Raw genomic sequence first — 14,127 nt, forward strand, 5'->3', positions numbered from 1 at the left:
ACGACCCTGAAGCCCCCCGCGGCATCCCGGGTTCCCGCCTGCGGCGAGCCCCGGGATGATCCTGCGAGGTGCCGAAGGAGTGCGCGGCCGAGCCGTTCCGGCGTCGAGCCCGCTACTCCGCCACCGCCGGCCTCTCCACCCGCCGCGGCCCGAGCGACAGCACCACCGCCCCGGCGGCGGTCGAGAGCACCGAGCCCAGGATCACCCCGAGCTTCGTCTCGGTGTCGAATTCCGGCGCGCCGGCGAAGGCGAGGCCGCCGATGAACAGGCTCATGGTGAAGCCGATGCCGCAGAGGAGCGCCACGCCGTAGACGTGGCGCCAGGTGGCCCCGGCGGGCTTCGGCGCCAGCCCGGCCCGCACCGCGAGCCAGACGCCCCCGAACACCCCGACCTGCTTGCCGACGAACAGGCCCGCCGCGACCCCGAGGGTGACGGGGGCGAGCAGCGCCCCCGGCGTCAGCCCGGCGAGCGACACGCCCGCATTGGCGAAGCCGAAGACCGGCAGGATCCCGTAGGCGACCCAGGGCTGGAGCGCGTGCTCGAGGGCGTGCAGCGGCGAATGCCCGTCGTCGGGCCGGCCGGGGCTCGCCCGCAGGGGGATCGCCAGCGCCAGGACCACGCCCGCCACCGTGGCGTGCAGCCCCGAGCGCAGCACCAGCAGCCACAGCACGGCGCCGAGGATCAGGTAGGGCCCGAGCCGGCGAAGCCCGAGGCGGTTGAGCACGAACAGCATCGCCGTCACGGCGCCGGCGAGCGCCAGCATCGGCCAGGCCAGGTCGGCGGTGTAGAACAGCGCGATGATCACCACCGCCCCGAGGTCGTCCAGGATGGCGAGCGCGGTGAGGAAGATCTTGAGCGAGACCGGCGCCCGCGACCCCAGCAGCGCCAGCACGCCCAGCGCGAAGGCGATGTCGGTCGCGGCGGGGATCGCCCAGCCGCGCAGGGTCGCGGGGGACGACCAGTTGATCGCCGCGAAGACGAGGGCCGGCACCGCCATGCCCCCGAGCGCCGCGATGCCCGGCAGCGCCCGGTCCGGCCAGGTGCGCAGGGCCCCGTCCAGGATCTCGCGCTTGATCTCGAGCCCGACGAGCAGGAAGAACACGGCCATCAGGCCGTCGTTGATCCAGTGCAGCAGGCTCAAGGGGCCGAGATGGGCGTGCAGCGCCCGGGCATAGGCCTCGCCGTAGGGCCCGTTGGCGACGATGAGGGCGAGCACCGCGCTCGCCATCAGCACGAGGCCGCCGCCGGCGCTGCTGACGAGCAGGCTGCGCAGGGCGGAGAGCGGGCGCGGCAGGCGCCGGGGGGAGGGGCGGGGAGCCGGGGAACCTTGCATGGCGCCCGGCCTGCCAGGAATCCAGAGCTGGATCAACGCGGCGAACGCGCGAACTCACCCCCGCCCGATCGCCGCCCGCACCAGCCTCAGGGCGTCCTCGCTCGCCCATTCCGCCGGCCCCTTCATCACGCCGATCTCGCAGCCGGCCGGGTCGATCAGCAGGGTGGTGGGCAGGCCCACCACCTCGCCGCTCTTCTGCAGCACCGGCAGCGCCCGCCCGCCCGGGTCGGAGTAGTAGGCGAGGCGCGCGATCCCGTTCTCCTTCATCCAGAGCGGCGGCCGGTCGAGGTTGCGGGTGTCGAGGTTGAGCGCCACCACCTCGAAATCCCGGCCCCCGACTTCGCCCTGGAGCCGGTCGAGGGCGGGCATCTCCGCCTTGCACGGCGCGCACCAGGTCGCCCACAGGTTCAGGAGCACCGTGCGCCCTTTCAGGTCGGCGAGCGTCCTCGGCTGGCCGTCCGGCCCGGTGAAGGCGATGGCCGGCGCGGGCTTCGGCGCGGCATCGACCTGGAGCGCCGCCACCTCGCCGCGGGCCAGCGGCGCGACGCGGGCGGCGGTGGCGGCCCCGAGCGGGCAGGCGCCGCCGTTGCTCCCGCCCGAAAGCCCGTATAGGGCAGCCCCGAGGCCGAGGACGGCGACGAGCCCCCCTGCGAGGGCGAGGCGGGTTTTTCGCGGTGATGCGAGACGAGGTGAGGACATGAGCAACCGGATGTGGGGCGGGCGCTTCGCGAGCGGCCCCGCCGAGATCATGGAGGAGATCAACGCCTCCATCGGCTTCGACAAGCGCCTCGCCCCCCAGGACATCCGGGGCTCGCTCGCCCACGTCGCGATGCTGGGCAAGGCGGGGATCCTGCCGGCCGAGGATGTGGCGAAGATCGAGGCCGGGCTCAAGACCGTCCAGTCCGAGATCGAGGCCGGATCGTTCGCGTTCCGCCGCGAGCTGGAAGACATCCACATGAGCGTGGAGAGCCGGTTGCGCGAGATCGTCGGCCCCTCGGCCGGCCGCTTGCACACCGCGCGCTCGCGCAACGACCAGGTCGCCACCGACATGAAGTTGTGGGTGCGCGACACCCTCGACGCCCTCGACGCCCAGGCCGCCGACCTGCAGCAGGCGATGGCCGAGCTGGCCTCGAAGCATGCCGGCACGGTGATGCCGGGCTTCACCCACCTGCAATCGGCCCAGCCGGTCACCTTCGGGCACCACCTGCTGGCCTATGTCGAGATGCTGAACCGCGACCGCGGCCGGTTCCGCGATGCCCGCGCCCGCCTCAACGAGTGCCCGCTCGGCGCTGCGGCCCTTGCCGGCACCTCGTTCCCGATCGACCGCCACGCGACTGCGAAAAACCTCGGCTTCGACCGGCCGACGGCGAACTCGCTCGATTCGGTGGCCGATCGCGACTTCGCCCTGGAGGCCCTCTCGGCCGCGGCGATCGCGGCGGTGCACCTGTCGCGGTTCGCCGAAGAGATCGTGGTCTGGACCTCGGCCCAGTTCGGCTTCGTCAAGCTGTCGGACCGGTTCACCACCGGCTCGTCGATCATGCCGCAGAAGCGCAACCCCGACGCCGCCGAGCTGGTGCGGGCGAAGTCCGGCCGGGTCATCGGCGCGCTGTCGGGCCTGCTCATCGTCATGAAGGGCCTGCCGCTCGCCTATTCGAAGGACATGCAGGAGGACAAGGAGGGCACCTTCGACGCGCTCCAGACCCTCTCGCTGTGCCTTGCCGCGATGGCCGGCATGGTCCGCGACCTGGAGCCGGTGCCGGAGGTGCTGAAGCTGGCGGCCGGCTCCGGCTACGCCACCGCCACCGACCTCGCCGACTGGCTGGTGCGCGAACTCGGCCTGCCCTTCCGCGACGCCCACCACGTCACCGGCCGCCTCGTCGGCGAGGCCTCGTCCCGCGGCATCGGCCTTGAGGCGCTGCCGCTCGCGGTGATGCAGGCCGAGGAGCCGCGGATCACCGAGGCGGTCTTCGCGGTGCTCGGCGTCGAGAACTCGGTGGCGAGCCGCACCAGCTACGGCGGCACCGCGCCGGACAGCGTGCGGGCGCAGGCCGAGAGCTGGCTGAAGCGTCTCGCCGGCGAGACGGCCTGAGCGCTTCCATCTCTCCTATCCGCGCCCCTCATCCTGAGGTGTCAGTCCATCGGGAATGGACTGACCTCGAAGGAGGGCTCCAGTGATCGCTGTGATTTCTGGAGCCCTCCTTCGAGCCCTCCGCTTCGCTCCGGCACCTCAGGATGAGGTCGTGGGTGGGAGCGCACAGGGGCGTGTGTTAGTGCCTAACGGCTCCAAACAAGCTCGACCATCACGGGAGGAACCACCATGGATCTCGGTCTCAAGGGCAAGCGCGCCCTCGTCCTGTCGTCCAGCCGCGGGCTCGGCCGCGGCATCGCCGAGGCCCTGGCGGCCGAGGGCGCGAACGTGCTGCTCACCGCCCGCACGGCCGAGCGCCTCGACGAGGCGGTGGCGGCGATCAACGCCCGCGGCCAGGGCCGCGCCCACGCCTTCGCGGGCAGCCTGAAGGACAACGTCGAGGCGATCCACGCCGCCGCCCAGGAGCATCTCGGCGGGGTCGACATCCTGGTCGCCAATACCGGCGGCCCGCCGGCCGGCACCGCGCTCACCGTGCAGCCCGAGGCCTGGACGCCCCAGTTCGAGGCGATGGTGACCCCGGTCTTCCGCCTCGCCGGCCTCGTCCTGCCGGGCATGCGCCAGGCCGGCTTCGGCCGCATCGTGGTGGTGGCCTCGAGCGGCGTCGAGCAGCCGATCCCGAACCTCGTGATGTCGAACGCGCTGCGCGCCTCGATCGCCGGCTGGGCCAAGACCCTGTCGGCCGAGGTCGCGGCCGACGGCGTCACCGTCAACATGATCCTGCCCGGCCGCATCGAGACCGACCGCACGGGCGAGCTCGACACCGCCAACGCCAAGGCGCAGGGCAAGTCGCGCGAGGAGATCGCCGAGGCCGCCCGCGCGGCGATCCCCGCCAAGCGCTACGGCAAGGTGCAGGAATTCGCCGACGTGGCGTGCTTCCTGGCCTCGGAGCGGGCCTCCTACATGACCGGCAGCATGATCCGGGTCGATGGCGGGGCCGTGCGGTCGATCTGAGGGGTGATACGAGAGCCGGAAGATTACTTCCGGATCTCGTATCGCCAGCCCGCGCGGCGCTTGAGCGAAGCTGATTTCCGCATCGCGACGCGATCAGCCGGAAATCGTATGAGGGAGGCGGGCGCGTTCGTCCCGCCTCCCTCCCGTCCCGGATCTCCGTCCGCTCTCGCCACGGTCGTCCGGGTGAGGAGATCCGCAACGAGAAAGGGCGGCCCCGCGGGGCCGCCCTTTCTCGTTCAGACCTACGCGTTCAAACCTGCTCCGCCGCCTACTGCCTCTTGCCCCAGCGCACCCCCGGCGCCGGGCCGGCCCCCGCGGCGAGCTGCCCCACCGCCGGGCCGCTCGCATCGCCCGGGTGGTGCTGCGAGCCCGGGCCCATCGGGTCTGGCGCCATCAGGTCGGGGGTCGCGGCCATCTCGGGGGTGCCGCGGCCGGTGGCGAACTGGCCGGCCTTGCGGAAGCGCCAGAGATAGCCCGGCACCACCGCCTCGATCGCGGTGGGCGCGATGCCGATCCCCTCGATCGTGCGGCCCTCCGCCTTGGCGGCCTCCGACACGACGTTGTCGCTCTGGAGCAGCGTGACCTGGTCGCGGGAGAGCTTCAGCGAGTCGGGCAGGAGGCCGAGCGTCGCGGTGTCGACGAGCTCCATCACCCGGGCCTGGATCCGGGCGGCGGGGGTCGGCAGCGGCAGCACCACGCGGCTGCGCATCGTCACCTTCAGGGTGTACTCGACGAGCTGCTGCAGGGTCAGGATCTCCGGTCCGCCGAGCTCGTAGACCCGTCCGCCCTGGAGCCCGCCCTCGACCGCCCGGGCGATCGCCTCGGCGACGTCGCCGGCGAAGACCGGCTGCATCCGCGACTCGGCGCCGGCGAGCGGCAGCACCGGCAGCATCCGGGCGAGGCCGGCGAAGCGGTTGAAGAAGCTGTCGCCCGGCCCGAACACGATCGAGGGCCGGAACACGACCGCGTCGGGCCGCGCCTCGAACACCCGGGCCTCGCCGATCGCCTTCGAGCGCGCATAGACGGAAGCCGAATGCGCGTCGGCGCCCAGCGCCGAGACGTGCACCAGCGGGGCGTTCACCGCGGCGGCGGCGCGGGCGACCTCGCCGGCCCCTTCCGCCTGGAGGCGCTGGAAGGTCTGGCTGCCGCTCTCCTGCAGGATGCCGACGAGGTTGACCACGATGTCGGCGTGCTCGGCCGCCCGGACGATCGAGGCCGGGTTGCGCAGGTTGGCCTGCACGCCGACGATCTGGCCGACGCGGCCGAGCGGCTGGAGGAACTGGGCGAGGTCGGGCCGGCGCACCGCCACCCGGATCCGGTAGCCGCGCTTGGCCAGCGCCCGCACGACGTGGCGGCCGAGGAAGCCCGATCCCCCGAACACGGTCACGAGCTGCGAGGCGGGCCGGGTCAGGCCGACAGTGTCGAAGCCGGTCATGGTCGTGGGGTCCTTCCGCGGGTCCTGTCCGGGGAATCCTGCCCGGGGGAGTCTTATCCGGGATTCTCGCCGGGGGCTCTGCCGGCTCCTTAGTCGAGGGGGCGGGCCCTGTGAAGCACTTTGCGCCGTGCCGCCCGGGTCGCCATCGACGGCCCCTGAGGCCTCGGCCGGCCGCGCGACCTCGTGTCCCCGCGGGAGGCCCGGCGCGGGGTCCGGGCGGGCGGCCGGATTCGGCGGGTTCGGCCCGTCGCGCACCGGGCGGGCGGCACGAAGGTACAACGAGCGGTTTCTTGAAAATAACCCAGCGTCACATAGGATAATGATCGCATATCGCGCCGGATGGTGGAAAGGTGATGGTTTCAAGCGCGCAAGCGGTGGTCGTCGCAACCGGTTTTGGCCTGATTTTGCTCACGCTCAGGTCCTGTATCGGGCGCGGATGGATCAGAAAACGTTCGTTCATCTCCGATCGTCACCGCGGCGATGGCGGTATCCTGTCGATCGAGCCGACGAATTCGGCCAGGGCTACGTATTCCGCATACTCCGGTGAGGGCGGTGTCGGGGAGGAGGGCGTCTGCGCCCTCCGCCTGGCTTCCGGCGCCGCGGCGGCCGGCGCGGCCCTCGCCCTGCTCGCCGGGGCGGCGCTGTTCCTGACCCGCGACGATGCGGCGGTCTCCGTCGAAGCGCTGCTCGCGCGGGCCGGCCGCGGCTTGCGGGATGCCGGGATCGGGATCGACGGGCAGGACGCCCGGATCCAGGACTCCCGGATCCAGGACTCCCGGATCCAAGATTCCCGGATCGTCGATCCCGAGGCCGTCCGGCTCGCCGGCCTCGGGGAGGGGGCGGGGCAACGGCGCGATCTCGCGGCGCAGTCGCGCCGGCTCACCGCCGAGATGGAGGCGCTCGACCGCGCCCTCGTCCAGCGCCGGGACGAACTCGACCTCGTCGGCGCCTCCGTGGCGCGCCTGCGCCTCGCGGCGGAAACGGATCACGAGACCCGGCGGGCGACCGAGGTGGCGAAGGCCGCCGCCGATGCCGGCGCGGACGAGGCTCGGGCGGGCATCGCCGCGGTGGGCCGGGAGATGGCGGCCCTGCGGGCGCAGGTCGCGGAGCAGCGCGAGGTGCTGGCCGCCGCCCGGACGGACGTCGAGGCGGCCCGGTCCGCCCTGACCGTCCTGCGGGCCGAGATCGCCGAGCAGGCCGGCAGGATGGAGGCGGCCCGGGCGGAGGGCGAGGCGGGGATCCGGCGCATCGCCGACCGTCTCGCCGAATTCGGCCGCACCGCGCGGACCAACCGCGAGGCGATCGGCCGGATCGCCCGGACGATCGACGATCTCGAGACGTCGTCGCGCGGCCCGGAGGCCGCGTTGCAGCCGGAGCAGTGGCGGGCGATCCAGCGGGCGCTGGCGCGAACCGGGCACTACCCCGGCAAGGTCGACGGCCGGCCCGGCGAGGAGACCCGGGCGGCGGTCGCGACGTACCAGCGCGGGCTCGGCGCCGCGGCCACCGGTCGGCTCTCCCCGGGGCAGATCGCGCGGCTGCTCGCGCTCGCCCCGGTCCAGCCGCCGGTGGCGGCGCCGTGAGCGCCCGGAACGGATGAAGCGGCGTGCCGTTCGCACCCCATGACGGCGCTCACCCGACCCCGCCACGGCCCGCGGCCCGGCCTGCTCCCCGGACTGCTCATCGGCCTCGGCCTCGGCGGCTTCTTCGACGGGATCGTGCTGCACCAGCTGCTGCAATGGCACCACATGCTGAGCGGCTGGTACCCGATCACCTCGCTCGAAGCCTTGGAGCTCAACACCCGCTGGGACGGCTACTTCCACAGCGCCACCTACGTCCTCGTCGTGCTCGGCGTGTTCGGGCTCTGGCGCCGGGGCGGTCCCCACGACGGCCGGGCGCTCGCCGGCGCGGTGCTGCTCGGCTGGGCGGCGTTCAACCTGGTCGAGGGCACGATCGACCACCAGGTGCTGGGCGTGCACCACGTCAACGAGACGGTACCCCGGGCCGCCTGGCCGTGGTGGGATGCGGGCTTCCTCGCCTGGGGCGCCGCCATGGCGCTGGCCGGCGGCCTCCTGGTGCGGGGGCGGCGCTGATGCGGGCCGCCCTGCCGTGGATCCTCCTGACCCTCGCGCTCGGCGCCGCGACGGCGCCGGCCTGGGGCCGGCTCGTCGGCGGTTTCGACCCGACGCTGGACGAGCTCCTGAGCCTGCGCTGCGGGCCGGACCGGCCAGCGTCGTGACGGTCTCTGGCTACGCCACCTTGCGCGGCACCATCCGCTCGCTGCCCAGGGCCTCCCGCGCGCCCGACAGGCCGGCCTCGGCGTATTCCGCGTCCTCGTTGACGTTCCAGACGTCGAAGCGGCGCTCGCCGAGCATGATGTTTTGCGCGGTCAGCATCGCGGTCATCATCGCGTGGTCCTGGTTGTTGTACTTGTGCATCCCGTTGCGGCCGACGAGGTGGAGGGTCGGGTAGCTCCCCTCCAGGTCCCGGCGGATCGTCGCCACGTGGGAGCGGTAGGCGTCGTCGTAGACCGGATAGGCCTTGGGCTGGCGCACCACGCAGGCATCGACGACGCTCGCCGGATCGACGAGGCCGATCAGCCCGATCTCGCGGCGGGCGAGCGCGATCAGCTCGGAATCCGGCGCGTTCCACAGGCCGTCCCCCTCGAAGCAGAAATACTCGAGGCCGAGGCAGGCATAGGATTCGTCGGGCACCATCTCGGGCGACCACGAGCGGAAATTCTGCACCCGCCCGACCTTCACCGCCGGGTCGTGGACGTAGATCCAGTTGTCCGGGAAGCTGTCCTTGGCGCGCGCGATCAGCGCCACGGTGACGAAGTCGCGGTAGCGCAGCGAGCGGGCCTGGAAGGTGCTCAAGGGGGCCGGCCGGATCGCCCCGACGAGCTCGCGGATCGGCGCCGAGGAGACGACGTTGCGGGCGGTGTAGGTCTCCCGGCTCCCGTCCTGGCGCCGCGCGCTCACCGTCCACAGCTTCGTGCCGGCATCGTACGACAGGGCATCGACCCGCCGGTCGAGCACGACCTGGCCGCCGTTCCGCCGGATCGCGCTCGCGGCGGCGTCCCACATCATGCCGGGACCGCGGCGGGGATAGCGGAACGACTCGATTAGGGTCTTGATGACCGCGCCGTCCGCGGCCGCCGGCCGGTGCAGCCCGAGCGAGCGCTTGAGCCCGTCGCGGATCGCGGCGCCGAGATCGAGCCCCTTGATGCGCTGCGCCGCCCAGTCGGCCGAGATGTCGTCGCAGGACATCCCCCACACCTTCTCGGTGTAGGTCTTGAAGAAGATCGAGAACAGCCGCTCGCCGAACTGGTTGCGGACCCACTCGTGGAAGCTCTTCGGCTCAGGCGTCGGCCGGGCGCGGGCCCAGAGGTAGGAGGCGACGCAGGCCGTGCTCTCCAGGATGCCGAGGTTGCGCAGGGCCTCGAAGGCCTTGAGCGGATAGGCGTAGGTCTTGCCCTTGTAGTAGATCCGCGACAGGCGCGGCCGCTCGATGAAGTCGTCGGGCAGGATCTCGTTCCAGAGATCGACCACCTCCTTCGCCTTCGAGAAGAAGCGGTGGCCGCCGATGTCGAACAGGAAGCCCTTGTACGCGACGGTGCGGCTGATGCCGCCGACCTGGGTTGGGTCGCGCTCCAGCACCACGACGTCGCGGCCGGCCTTGGCCAGCATGTAGCCGGTGGTCAGGCCCGCCGGTCCCGCGCCGATCACCAGCGTCTCGGTGTGAAGGCTCATGGCTCGGGCAACTCCGGGGCGGCTCGGCCGCGACGCGAAAAGGGGTTTCTCCCCGAGCTTTACCGCCCGGATGGTAAAGAACCGCTCAACCGCCGCCGCTAACCGGGGGGTAAGAGCGGGCATGCGATTCGGGCGGCCCGGATGCTTCAAGGCCCGCAGGATCCCGCCATGCTCGCCGCCCCGCTTTCCCAGGCCCGGTCCGGACAGGCGGCGGACCGGTCGCCGTTCGAGCGGCCGGCGATCGTCTGGCTCATCGTCCTCGCGGGCGTCGCGGGCGTACTGTCCTGGCCCGACCTCCGGGCGGTGGTGCAGAGCCTGCGCCTGCCCGACACCGACGATGCGATGCGTCTCGTGCAGGTGCGCGACCTCATCGCCGGCCAGCCCTGGTTCGACCTCGCCCAGCACCGCCACGCGGGGGCGCCGCCGATGCACTGGTCGCGCCTCGTCGATGCACCGATCGCCGGCCTCGTCCTCCTGGCGCGGCCCCTCGCCGGGCCCGCCCTGGCCGAGGGCATCGCCGCCGCCGCGTGGCCGCTCCTGCTCCTCTGCCTCTACGCCGCGCTCCTCTACCGCGGGGTGCGGCGCGCCTTCGGCTGGCGTGCGGGCGCCTTCGCGCTGTTCGCCGCCGCCCAGGCGGTGTTCGTCACCGGCCTGTTCGCGCCCGGGCGGATCGACCACCACAACGTCCAGATCTGCGCGATCCTCGGGCTCGCCCTCGGCCTCGCCCGGCCGGCCCCGACCGCGCGGGACGGCGCCTGCGCCGGGGCGCTCGCCGCCCTCTCGCTGGCGGTCGGGCTCGAGGCGCTGCCCTTCATCGCCGCCGCCGGCCTCGTCCTCGCCGGGCAGTGGCTGCGCGACGGGCGCGCGGCCCTGGCGCCGTTCCTCGGCTTCGGCCTCGCCCTCGGGCTCGTCGCCCCGGCCCTGTACCTCGGCCAGACCGCCCCGGCGCTCTGGAGCGCGACCGCCTGCGACGCCCTTTCGCCGCCCTGGCTGTGGCTCTCCGCCGCCGCGGGCCTCACCGCCGCGGGCGCGGCCCTCGTCCCGGGCGGGCGGGCGGCGCGCCTCGCCCTCCTGGCGGCCTGCGGCGCCGGCGCGGTCGGGGGCGTCCTCGTCCTGTTCCCAGCCTGCGCCGCCGGTCCGTTCACCGGCATGCCCGACCTCGTGCGCCAGGAATGGCTCGGGAAGGTGCGCGAGATGCGCCCGGTCTGGGAGCTGGTCCGGACGGCCCCCGACGCGGTCCTCGCCGGGCACCTGCCGGTGCTGATCGGTGCCGTCGCGGCGAGCCTGTGGGCGTGGCGCGGGCGCGAGCCTGCGCGGCGGCGCCTGATGGCGGCCGTCGCCGGCGCGCTCTGGCTCGGCGCGGCGCTCGGCGCGCTCCAGTTCCGCGGCCTCTACGTCGCCGGCGCCTTCGTGCCCCTGGTGGCGGGGCCCGTCCTCGACCGGGCGGTGGCGCTGCTGCGCGCGCCCGAGGCGACCGCGCGCCGGCGCCTCGCCGCCCTGGCCCTGAGCCTCGCCCTGTGCGGCAAGGTCTGGTTCCTCCTGGCGTCCGTGCCGCAGGCCGTGGCCGGCACGCAGCGGGCCTACGCGGCCGATCACGCCGCCTGGCAGGGCTGCGGCGCCCGCCGCTCGATCGCCGCCCTCGACGCCCTGCCGCCGGGGCTGATCCTCGCCGAGATCGACCTCGGGCCGAACCTCCTCCTGCACAGCCACCATTCCGTCGTGGCGGCGCCCTACCACCGGGCGCTGCCAGGGCTCGGCGCCTCGATCGAGGCGTTCCGCGACCCGCAGGACACGGCGGCGGTGGCGCGGCGGGCGGGGGCGGACTACATCGTGGCCTGCGCCCCCCCGGCGGAGCCGGGCGCGACCTCGACCGTCGCGGACCGCCTCGGGCGCGGCGAGATCACCCCGCCCGGGCTGGAGCCGGTCCCGGTCCAGGACACCCCCTTGCGGGTCTGGCGCGTCCGGCCGGCGCCGTGAAGGAACCTCGGTGATCGGCCGGCTCGCCGCTCTCGTCCTCCTCGCCCTCGTCCTCGCGGGCCTCGCCGCGGGCGCCCTGGCGGTCGCCCGCGGCGAGGAGCCCGGCGGCATCGAGGAGGTGTGGATCGCCCTGTTCGGCCCGCCGGATCTCGGCCCGGTGGATTTCGCGGCCCTGCGCCGCGCGCCCTCTCGCTCCGACGCGCTGGCCTGCGCGCCCGACGTCTGCCCCCGGGCGCAGGCCGACGCGGTGCCGCCCGACTTCGCGGTCGCCGGGGCGCGCCTGCGCGAGATCGTCCGGGCGGTGGCGGAGCGCCAGCCGCGCACGGCGCTCGTCTTCACCGATGCCTGGGGCGAGCAGGACCGCTACGTTGCCCGCACGCGCGTGCTGCGCTGCCCCGACACCGTGACGGTCGAGATCGTCGGCCGCGGGGAGGGCCGATCCAGCCTCGCGCTCTACATCCGCAGCCAGGCCGGCTGTCCCGTCCCGGCGACGAGCCGCGCCCGGCTCGCACGCTGGCTCGACGCCATCGCGGCGGCGGTCGGAGCCGAATCGAAGCAGGGGTGATGAACCGGATGCCGCGCGCCGCCCACGAGCACCTGTCCCCGACGAGCCTCCCGCCCCTCGCGGCCCTGCCCTCCGACCCGGACGTCGCGGTGATCGGCGCCGGCGCCGCCGGGATCGGCGCGGCGCGCCGGCTCATCGCCCGCGGCCTGTCGGTGGCGGTGCTGGAGGCCCGCCCCCGGCTCGGCGGGCGCACCGTCACCACGTCCTTGCGCGGCCATCCGGTCGATCTCGGCGCCCACTGGCTCCATGCCGGACCGATCAACCCCCTGGTGGCCCTCGGCTTCGAACGCGGCGAGCCCCTGCGCCGGGCGGCGCAGGAAAGCCACCTCTGGATCGGGCGCCGTCCAGGGAGGCCGGCGGAGGAGGCCGCCTTCGGCCGCGCCTGGGCCGTCGCCGACCGGGCGATGACCGACGGCGCGCGCCTCCACGGCGAGGACCGGCCCGCCGCCGCCGCCCTGCCGCCGGGCCTCGGGCCCTGGGGCCGGCGCGTCGCCCTCGTCCACGGCCTCGTCTCCGGCCGCCCGCTCACCGAGGTCAGCCTGCACGACTTCCCGAGCATGGAGTACGGCGACAACTTCTTCATCGCCGGCGGCTACGGCGCCTATCTCGCCCGCCTCGCCGCTGGCCTGCCGGTGGCTTTGGGCGCGCCGGTGAGCACCCTCGACTGGGCCGGGCAGGGGGTGCGGCTCGATCTCGGGAGCCGCGGGACGCTTCACGCCCGCGCCGCCCTCGTCACCGCCCCGATGATGGTGATGCAGGAGCCGGCTCCCGGCCTGCGCTTCGCCCCCTTCCTGCCGGACCCGGTGCGTGCGGCGATCGACGGGTTCCGGACCGGGATCTACGAGCACGTGGTCCTGCACTGGCCGTCCTCCCCGTTCCGCGGCCGCGACCGGCTGGCGAGCCTGATCGGCGGCCGGCTCCAGCCGCCGGGCCTGCTGACGCGGGTCGACGGCACGCCGTTCCACTATTTCGAGCTCGACGTGCCCTTGGCCGCCCGCCTCGACGCGGCGCGCGCCGGGGCCGACGGGGCGCGCCGCCTGGTGCGCGAGACCCTGGCCGAGCAGGTCGGCCGCGGCGCGCTTCGCGACCTCGCCGTGCCGGCGGTGACCGAGTGGCGCCACGACCCCTGGTCGCGCGGCTCGTGGGCCGTGGTGCCGCCGGGCCACGCGGGAGCCCGCGACCTTCTCAAGGAGGGGGTGGGCGAGCGGATCTGGTTTGCCGGCGAGGCCCTGTCGCGGGAGCAATGGGGCACCGCGGGCGGCGCCTTCGCGGAGGGCGAGCGGGCGGCCGACGCCATCGCCGCCGCGCTCCACTAAAATCCACGTTGGGATTGCGGCGACCGCTCCCTACATTCCCGCCATGCTCACGCGCGTCCTGACCCTCCTCCTGCTCCTCGGCCTCTCCTGCACGGTCGAGTCCCACGCCCAGCCGCTCACCCGCAACGTGCTCAAGGGCGCCTGCGAGAAGCTCGTCGTCGCCGGCAAGGACGTCAGCCCGACCTGCGGCGACGGTCTCGTCAACACGGTCCAGGGCCGGCGCACCTCGTTCGACTTCACGTCGAGCGACGGCACCACGGTCAGCTTCAGCGGCACCGGCATGCCGCAGGACCGGCAGGAGGAGGTCGGCGTCGACGCGCTCCAGCCGGTGAGCGCCGTGATCCTCAGCGTGAAGGGCCAGGACGGCGGCATCACCCGCGACACCCTGATGACCGTCGGCTCCTGCCGTTTCCCGGCCTCCAGCCCCGGCCGCTCCACCGTCGCCTGCGCGGCCGACACCCAGCGCGGTCGCTTCGAGGGGACGTTCGTCACGGCGAGCGACGCGGCGCCGGGGAAGTAGGGGCGCCGCGCTCGCGCCGATGGCCGTCCCGGTCTCGACGAACGACCGGTGACGATCATGCTTCATCGGCGCGAGATCCGTCCCCCTTCCGTGGTGCCGTCGTGCACAGGGTCCGACCCAACCTTCCGGGCT

Annotated in this window: 13 protein-coding genes; 9 read left to right on the forward strand and 4 right to left on the reverse strand. The window is 73.9% G+C overall.

Annotation, left to right across the window (positions count from 1 at the left end; translation table 11 throughout):
• Nucleotides 1-112: 112 nt before the first annotated feature.
• Nucleotides 113-1,333 (reverse strand): Na+/H+ antiporter NhaA, encoded by a 1,221-nt coding sequence (nhaA, locus tag DK419_RS22820; RefSeq protein WP_109961117.1) that lies wholly within the window; start codon nucleotides 1,331-1,333, stop codon nucleotides 113-115.
• 54 nt (nucleotides 1,334-1,387) lie between these two features.
• The gene (gene tlpA, locus DK419_RS22825) at nucleotides 1,388-2,032 is read right to left on the reverse strand and encodes a thiol:disulfide interchange protein TlpA (protein ID WP_109961118.1); all 645 of its coding nucleotides are present in this window, start codon (nucleotides 2,030-2,032) and stop codon (nucleotides 1,388-1,390) included.
• On the opposite strand from tlpA, the gene argH reads away from it, so the two are divergent.
• Both argH and DK419_RS22835 read left to right on the forward strand, forming a co-directional pair.
• Complete coding sequence (gene argH / locus DK419_RS22830) at nucleotides 2,031-3,422, forward strand: argininosuccinate lyase (RefSeq protein ID WP_109961119.1); 1,392 nt, start codon at nucleotides 2,031-2,033, stop codon at nucleotides 3,420-3,422. The genes tlpA and argH overlap by 2 nt on opposite strands.
• A 228-nt stretch (nucleotides 3,423-3,650) precedes the next feature.
• The gene (locus DK419_RS22835; protein WP_109961120.1) at nucleotides 3,651-4,433 is read left to right on the forward strand and encodes an SDR family oxidoreductase; all 783 of its coding nucleotides are present in this window, start codon (nucleotides 3,651-3,653) and stop codon (nucleotides 4,431-4,433) included.
• Between the two features lie 268 nt (nucleotides 4,434-4,701).
• Here the strand turns inward: DK419_RS22835 and DK419_RS22840 are convergent, their stop codons facing one another.
• Complete coding sequence (locus tag DK419_RS22840; protein WP_109961121.1) at nucleotides 4,702-5,868, reverse strand: complex I NDUFA9 subunit family protein; 1,167 nt, start codon at nucleotides 5,866-5,868, stop codon at nucleotides 4,702-4,704.
• A 404-nt stretch (nucleotides 5,869-6,272) separates the two neighbouring features.
• Between DK419_RS22840 and DK419_RS22845 the strand changes: the two genes are divergently transcribed.
• From DK419_RS22845 to DK419_RS29065, 3 genes are read left to right on the forward strand one after another with little or no spacing between them, the layout of a single operon-like run.
• On the forward strand, nucleotides 6,273-7,448 hold the full coding sequence (locus tag DK419_RS22845) for a peptidoglycan-binding domain-containing protein (protein ID WP_162561364.1): 1,176 nt from the start codon (nucleotides 6,273-6,275) through the stop codon (nucleotides 7,446-7,448).
• A gap of 39 nt (nucleotides 7,449-7,487) precedes the next feature.
• Entirely contained in the window at nucleotides 7,488-7,958 is a 471-nt protein-coding gene (locus DK419_RS22850; protein ID WP_109961123.1) for a DUF2243 domain-containing protein, read from the forward strand.
• Nucleotides 7,958-8,104: a hypothetical protein gene (locus DK419_RS29065; protein WP_167450843.1), complete on the forward strand. Its 147-nt coding sequence runs from the start codon at nucleotides 7,958-7,960 to the stop codon at nucleotides 8,102-8,104. Before DK419_RS22850 ends, DK419_RS29065 begins: the two co-directional genes overlap by 1 nt.
• A 10-nt stretch (nucleotides 8,105-8,114) precedes the next feature.
• Here the strand turns inward: DK419_RS29065 and DK419_RS22855 are convergent, their stop codons facing one another.
• Nucleotides 8,115-9,617 (reverse strand): NAD(P)/FAD-dependent oxidoreductase, encoded by a 1,503-nt coding sequence (locus DK419_RS22855; RefSeq protein WP_109961124.1) that lies wholly within the window; start codon nucleotides 9,615-9,617, stop codon nucleotides 8,115-8,117.
• A gap of 168 nt (nucleotides 9,618-9,785) precedes the next feature.
• On the opposite strand from DK419_RS22855, the gene DK419_RS22860 reads away from it, so the two are divergent.
• Genes DK419_RS22860 through DK419_RS22875 form a run of 4 tightly spaced genes read left to right on the forward strand, consistent with a single transcriptional unit; the run spans nucleotide 9,786 to nucleotide 13,995 of the window.
• Nucleotides 9,786-11,594 carry a hypothetical protein gene (locus DK419_RS22860; protein WP_109961125.1) on the forward strand — a complete coding sequence of 603 codons (1,809 nt, stop codon included), beginning with the start codon at nucleotides 9,786-9,788 and terminating at the stop codon, nucleotides 11,592-11,594.
• A gap of 10 nt (nucleotides 11,595-11,604) precedes the next feature.
• Complete coding sequence (locus DK419_RS22865) at nucleotides 11,605-12,159, forward strand: hypothetical protein (RefSeq protein ID WP_245442644.1); 555 nt, start codon at nucleotides 11,605-11,607, stop codon at nucleotides 12,157-12,159.
• Nucleotides 12,160-12,167: 8 nt separating this feature from the next.
• Complete coding sequence (locus DK419_RS22870) at nucleotides 12,168-13,475, forward strand: flavin monoamine oxidase family protein (RefSeq protein WP_425352681.1); 1,308 nt, start codon at nucleotides 12,168-12,170, stop codon at nucleotides 13,473-13,475.
• Nucleotides 13,476-13,518: 43 nt separating this feature from the next.
• Nucleotides 13,519-13,995 carry a hypothetical protein gene (locus DK419_RS22875; protein ID WP_109961127.1) on the forward strand — a complete coding sequence of 159 codons (477 nt, stop codon included), beginning with the start codon at nucleotides 13,519-13,521 and terminating at the stop codon, nucleotides 13,993-13,995.
• Nucleotides 13,996-14,127 lie beyond the last annotated feature (132 nt).

Source organism: Methylobacterium terrae (genome assembly GCF_003173755.1).
Taxonomy (GTDB): domain Bacteria; phylum Pseudomonadota; class Alphaproteobacteria; order Rhizobiales; family Beijerinckiaceae; genus Methylobacterium; species Methylobacterium terrae.